This window comes from Flavobacterium sp. PLA-1-15 (assembly GCF_049060005.1).
Taxonomy (GTDB): Bacteria; Bacteroidota; Bacteroidia; order Flavobacteriales; family Flavobacteriaceae; genus Flavobacterium.
Genome location: NZ_JBMGQS010000051.1, coordinates 1 through 5929 on the forward strand (window position 1 = coordinate 1; position 5929 = coordinate 5929).

Genomic DNA, 5929 nt, shown 5'->3' on the forward strand with positions numbered 1-5929 from the left:
GGTGTCCAGCCACAGGCATTCTTGGCACGTACTTTAAACACTACAGGTCCTGTTTGTGAGGCTTGTATCCTGATGCTGCCATTGGCTCCAGCCGTGTTCCAGTTGAAGTTGTTGGAGATCTTGACCCACTCCCAATCGAGGTAGGTGGAGTTGTGGGCCAGGCCTACGGCTTCTATACGGATAAGGTTGTTTACCAGGTATTCGTTGCTTTTGCATAATGTTAGGGTACAGCTTGGATCGTTTAGCGGGTTGGTTGCGCAGTCCAGTGGTTGGCGGATGGTTGGAAGACCTACCCATATTCTCTTGGTATATTGCTTTAATCCGCATGTTGGTGTGTCAACAGAAAGGTTTATTCTAAGCCACCCTGTACCGGTATTTTTATCGGTTAGTGTAAAGTTTTGGGTGGAGGCTCCCGTAGCGGTTACCAAGTTTCCTCCTTCGGATATACTCCAGCTATAAGTAGCGTCTTGCCTAATAACGGGGCTTGAAAACATTTGTGAAGTGCATATAAAATCGGCCCAATTGGGTTCTCTGGTGGAGCATATGTATGAGCAATCAAAAATTTGATTGTTGTTAGCATTAGCATCTAATTCTGTAGCCAGCCAATCACCATTTCTTCTATTGAATGAAATATGTGGAGCATTTAAACTATTGTTTTGACTTGAAGAGGTTGAAAAATTCGCAAAAGGTATTGTCTTAGTACCAGTAGGGGGGTTGGCTGCTGTGTAAATTTTAAAGTAATCAATATCTGTTAACAAGGCGTTCCCGCTTCCTACATCTAAAGCACTGGTTGCTGAAATAAAATTGAAATTTAAGTTAACATTTAAATCATAATCATAATTATAAAACCAGTTAGTACTACCAGCTCCTTCTGAAATTGCTAAAGCATTGGGTGTTACACCGCCCGGATAATTGTCAATAAACTTATCTCCGTTTTGAGAATTATCAGAATTATCAAAAATAGTTCTTGTAATGGGTAGAAGCCAAAGAAATGTTTTTTTATAAGTTAGCCTACCTTTATAAATTCTTGCGGTTCCGCTAGAAGGAAAGGCATTGACTCTAAACTCTAAATCTAGCGAACTGTTTCCTGGTAAGAACCCTAAAAGGGAAGCAGAAACATCGTTTAAAGCTTCGCCTATTAATTGATCAACAGGCAGCATAGTGAACATTAATAGGCTCGTTAAATCAGATGTTCCACCGTTTCCTGCTACTGTAACCAATTCTTGGTTGGAAATCAATCCTTGATTTGATGCACAATGACTGGCATTGCTTAAAGCAATATTTCTTGTTTGTCCTGGATAGCCAAAACTCCTCAATTCATTTTGCCAATTTGTATGAACGGTATTGGTTCTGTTTCCATTAGTATCTACGGTTGTAATGAGCATCTGATTTATTGCTGGTGCATCTAATAAGTCGTCTATGGTTCCTAAACCTACATTTCCCCCTCCCTCAACAGGAATAGAAATGTCCCCCAATGGTGTTTCAATAAACTCATTTACTACATCTCGCGCCATATATAACATTCCCAATGGTAAGTGGGCTCCTTGATGGGGTGCATCATGACTGATATACAAGCTGGTATGGTGGTTCAAACCAGTATTTTCCATGTCACGCAAAGCATAGCGGGCTATTAATCCTCCCATACTTTGCCCCAAAACCACATTTTTATTTGTACTGCCTGACAAGGCTTTTTGTTCATTTACCCACTCGATTACGGCTTCTAGGACAAAAGCATTGCGTTGTATAAAATCGGTACCGTTGTTCCAATTGACGTAGATGATGTCGTAGTCTTGGTCACCATTGGCTAAAATATTGCCACCTGTTAATAGATCAGATAAATTGTCACTTTCAGCATCTTCAATGTTTCTTATTAAAGTTCTTAAGTCACTGTCACCAATACTACCAGCCTGTGCTAAAAGACCTGTATCTAAACCTTCAACAATAATTAAAGGATTTGTAATTGCCCCGTCACTACCTGCATCGTCGATTTGCAATGTAGCACTTCCAAATATGCCCTGATAGTCTTTAGTAGCGTTTATAGTTTGTATAAAAATTTCATCAGTTTGTGCATAAGTGTTCATTAAGAAAAAACACACGAATATTTTTATCAAATGTTTCATAAATTTAGTTTGTAAAGTTTAAATCAAATCTTCCATTTGTTATACTTACTGTTTCTTCTGAAAATATGTCTTTTGCCACAAATTCAAAAGTCCCAGACATAATAAAGTTTTGTGTATCAAATCGTGTGAAATGTATCTGACCTGTATATGTCTGATTAGTTTCATATTGTCTAACTCCATTTATGCTTGTTGCATATGTTCCGTTTCCACCAGTAAAATCATCTTCAATAAAATCGCTAATATTTAATGTGTATGTCTGACCTTCTTGTATTGATATTCTACGTAAAGCTATCTGACCATCTCTAAAACCATCTGAAGTATTCATTTCCCAATTAATAACCAAATAATATTCGCCATCAATAAATTGATAAAAGTTATTCATAACCCCACTATCGGTAAAAGGAACTCCATTAACTAAACAGCCTATGGTTTGTGCTCCCGTTTGTGTTGCGGGAGGTAGTTGATCTACTGGATTCGAGGGTTGGTCATCATCTTTATTGCAAGAAATAAAAGCTAATGAAATTGCAAATGTTAAAATTAAATTTCTCATAGTTTTAATTAATTTTTTGTTTCCATAATTTTGTTTGTGTTGTTACATCAGAGACCTTTACTTTCTGCCTGCAATATTTGTATTGCCCATTTACTAATACTCTATACGTCCAAGTATAAACACCAACGGCTGTATAAGTGGTGGTTGCAACAGCACCGTTGGTTAAAACTTTATAGCCTGTATTGTTGCCAAAATCTATGGCAATTTCTGTTACACTGGCATTGGTGTGCCAAAGCGTTGCCGGCAAAACCACATCGACCGTGCTTTTATTGAGCATGATAACCGATGAGGTTATGGCAAAGGCTTGTTTGCTGTCATAAGGATTTTGCCATACGCCATTGATGTATTTATCGTCATACTTATCATTGGCCACAACAATTTTATTATTGGCAAGAGCATTGCCATTGATTTTTGAATAGTTAAAAAACAATCCGTTTAAAACAACAGTTGCCTTGTTATTGAACTTGGCAATGTCGTTTTGTTGTTTTTGTAAAGTTTTCCATTCGTTGAGTTCTTGTTTTGGGGGTGCAATGCCACTCACATTAAGTTGCGTGGCAGACGATACTATGGAATTGTAAACTAAATTATAGCGCTCCATATCCATATAATTGTTGGTACGTAAAACACCATCAAATTGGGTTACATCTATAAGGTCGAAACCATAATCTAGGAGAATGTTGTGTGGAATTCTATTTTTTTCTAAAGGTGCAAACTTGGCGTTTATATCTGCCGCTAAAGAGGTATTGATGTTTTGAGCAGTTGTAAAATTGTAAATACAAAAAAAGAGTAATGTGAAAGCATAATTTTTCATAATTTTGAAAGATGATTAGACAAAGTTGAACGGTTGTTTAATTTGTAATTTGTTGAAAGACTGCTTACCTTGTGAGTGGTCTTTCTTTTTATTTTTTATATCATAGGTTATTTCATTTTAATTAGTGTATTGCATGTCAAAACGACCATCAGTAATTTTAATTTCAGTACCATTATCGTCTAAAACAGTAAATTCAAAGGTGCCAGAAATTATAAAATTAACAGGGTCAAAATGCGTTATTGTTAGTGTCCCAGGATTTTCAGTAGTTGATGCTCCACTAAAAGTAATACCCCCTCCAATATTATATTCGCCAAAATAATTATTTGTCAATTCTTCTTTTAAAAGATAAGTTGTTTCTTGAATTAATGGCATATCTAGCCCCCCAATATTGATTGATTTCATTTGTGGACCTCCACTAATCGATGCACTTATTCCAAGAGTATAAGCACCATTTACAAACTGATAAAAAGCATTTGGAGCGTTGTTCCCAAATTTTGGTGGTACAAACGTTTTGCCATCAATTAAACACCCGAATGTTTGTGCGCCAGTTTGCGTGGCGGGTGGCAGTTGATCTATTGGGTTGGTGCTTTTCTTGTCGTCGTCTTTATCGCAGGCGAAGGTAAAGGCTAGAAGTAGTAGTAGGATTGTTTTTTTCATAGTAAAATTTTAAAAAGGTAAATTAAGGCTGAGTAAATGTAGGAAAGTATTTTATTATTTGGTGTTACGGAAAAATTATTTTTAGAGAAAGTAAAAGGTATTGTGTTGTTAGTCAGTGTTTATGCGGTTTTGATCTTATCGAGGTTTTGAAAGATCGGATTGATGGTGTTCTTCCAAGTATTGTCTACATGGGTCTGGGCTGTCAGTAAAAACGGTAGCAGCAGTAAGAGCAGGGTAACTTTTTTCATAGAGCTTTGTTTTTGGTTTAAGGTTTTTATTATTGGGTAAATTTAGCGTCAAAACGGCCTTCGGTTATTTCGTAAATACTACCTGTATTAGGATCTACAACAGTAAATTCAAAAGTTGCAGAAACTATGTTTTGATTTAAATCAAACTTTGTAAAAATTATACTTCCATCTTCAGCGTTAGTAGTTCTAATCGAACCACCAAGATTCGCAAGGTTTACCCCGCCATAAAAATTTTGTGGTTCACGCTCATTTAATGAAATTATATTATTTACTAGGATCTGCGAAGCATTAGAACCTAAGCCAATGAGAACTATATCTGACACATTATCTTCTCCTTGAATCCCAAAATAATATTCCCCCTCCACAAATTGATAAAAGCAGTTAAAGAAACCGCTGTTGTCCACAAAGGGTTTACCGTTTATCAAGCAACCGAACGTACCTGCACCAGTTTGTGTGGCGGGTGGTAGTTGATCTATGGGGTTGGTAGTTTTGTTGTCGTCTCTGTCGCATCCGATAGTGAATGCTAGTACTAGTAGTAGGAATATTTTTTTCATATAAAGATATAATGATGAGTTAGAGCTGATTGAAGTAGATTGAGTGCGAAGTCGGGAGACTTCGCAGAGCGGGGTAACTTTTTTTATGGAGCTTTGTTTTTGGTTTAAGGTTTTTATTATTGGGTAAATTTGGCATCAAAACGGCCTTCTGTTATTTCATATACAATTCCGGTAGCAGGGTCTGTAACTGTAAATTCAAAAGTTGCTGACACAATATTTGGATTTGTTGTAAACCTAGTAAACCTAATAAAGCCATCTTCTTGTTCAGTAGTTGAGCCTGCTTGTTGGAGAACATTAAAATCTAAAAGAGCATAGAATTCATTGTTTACTCTTAAATTAAGTGGTATTATTTCATCAATCACAATTTCTTTTTTTAATGAACCTAGTGCGATTGCTTTAATATTACTTACGTTATCCTCTGCTTGAATCCCAAAATAATATTCCCGCTCCACAAATTGGTAAAAGCAGTTAAAGAAACCACTATTGTCCACAAAGGGTTTACCGTTTACTAGACAGCCAAAGGTACCTGCACCGGTTTGTGTGGCAGGCGGTAGTTGATCTATTGGGTTGTTGCTTTTCTTGTCGTCGTCTTTGTCGCAGGCGAATGTAAAGGCGAGCAGGAGTAGTAGGAATGTTTTCTTCATAATTGGGAGTCTTTTATTTTAATAATTCCAGTCGAATCGTCCCTCTCTTATTTCTACCACCTCTCCTGCCTGGTTGACGGCATCAAACCAAAAAGTTCCAGAAATGATAGAATTTGATAAATCAACGCGTGTTATTTTGAGTTCGCCGGTTTTTATTGTGTTTGTATAATATCTATTTGTAGTAGATAAAGAAAATAGACCACCCCCACCTTCAATGTCAATATCGTTAATTACATTTCTATTTAAAATATATGTTTGACCGGCTTGTAAATCTATTTTAGATGTCTGTAATACAACTCTCTTATTAGTTGTTCCCCTTAAATCTGCAAAATTCATTGTAAAGTA

8 protein-coding genes are annotated in these 5929 nt (G+C 36.5%); all 8 read right to left on the reverse strand.

Translation table 11 applies throughout. The features are described 5' to 3' along the window. Positions 1-2120 (reverse strand): hypothetical protein (locus ACI6PS_RS16035; protein ID WP_421013586.1); only part of this gene is annotated, 2120 nt, incomplete at its 3' end. A 4-nt stretch (positions 2121-2124) separates the two neighbouring features. Further along, positions 2125-2670 (reverse strand): hypothetical protein, encoded by a 546-nt coding sequence (locus tag ACI6PS_RS16040; protein WP_421013587.1) that lies wholly within the window; start codon positions 2668-2670, stop codon positions 2125-2127. A gap of 4 nt (positions 2671-2674) precedes the next feature. Then, positions 2675-3481 (reverse strand): hypothetical protein, encoded by an 807-nt coding sequence (locus ACI6PS_RS16045; RefSeq protein ID WP_421013588.1) that lies wholly within the window; start codon positions 3479-3481, stop codon positions 2675-2677. 117 nt (positions 3482-3598) lie between these two features. Continuing rightward, positions 3599-4138: a hypothetical protein gene (locus ACI6PS_RS16050; RefSeq protein WP_421013589.1), complete on the reverse strand. Its 540-nt coding sequence runs from the start codon at positions 4136-4138 to the stop codon at positions 3599-3601. A 119-nt stretch (positions 4139-4257) separates the two neighbouring features. After that, positions 4258-4386, reverse strand: a complete 129-nt coding sequence (locus ACI6PS_RS16055) for a hypothetical protein (RefSeq protein WP_421013590.1) — start codon at positions 4384-4386, stop codon at positions 4258-4260. A gap of 29 nt (positions 4387-4415) precedes the next feature. Further along, the gene (locus tag ACI6PS_RS16060) at positions 4416-4940 is read right to left on the reverse strand and encodes a hypothetical protein (protein WP_421013591.1); all 525 of its coding nucleotides are present in this window, start codon (positions 4938-4940) and stop codon (positions 4416-4418) included. A gap of 116 nt (positions 4941-5056) precedes the next feature. Then, complete coding sequence (locus tag ACI6PS_RS16065; RefSeq protein ID WP_421013592.1) at positions 5057-5584, reverse strand: hypothetical protein; 528 nt, start codon at positions 5582-5584, stop codon at positions 5057-5059. Positions 5585-5602: 18 nt separating this feature from the next. Next, a partial coding sequence (locus ACI6PS_RS16070; protein ID WP_421013593.1) for a DUF6252 family protein occupies positions 5603-5929 on the reverse strand: 327 nt, incomplete at its 5' end.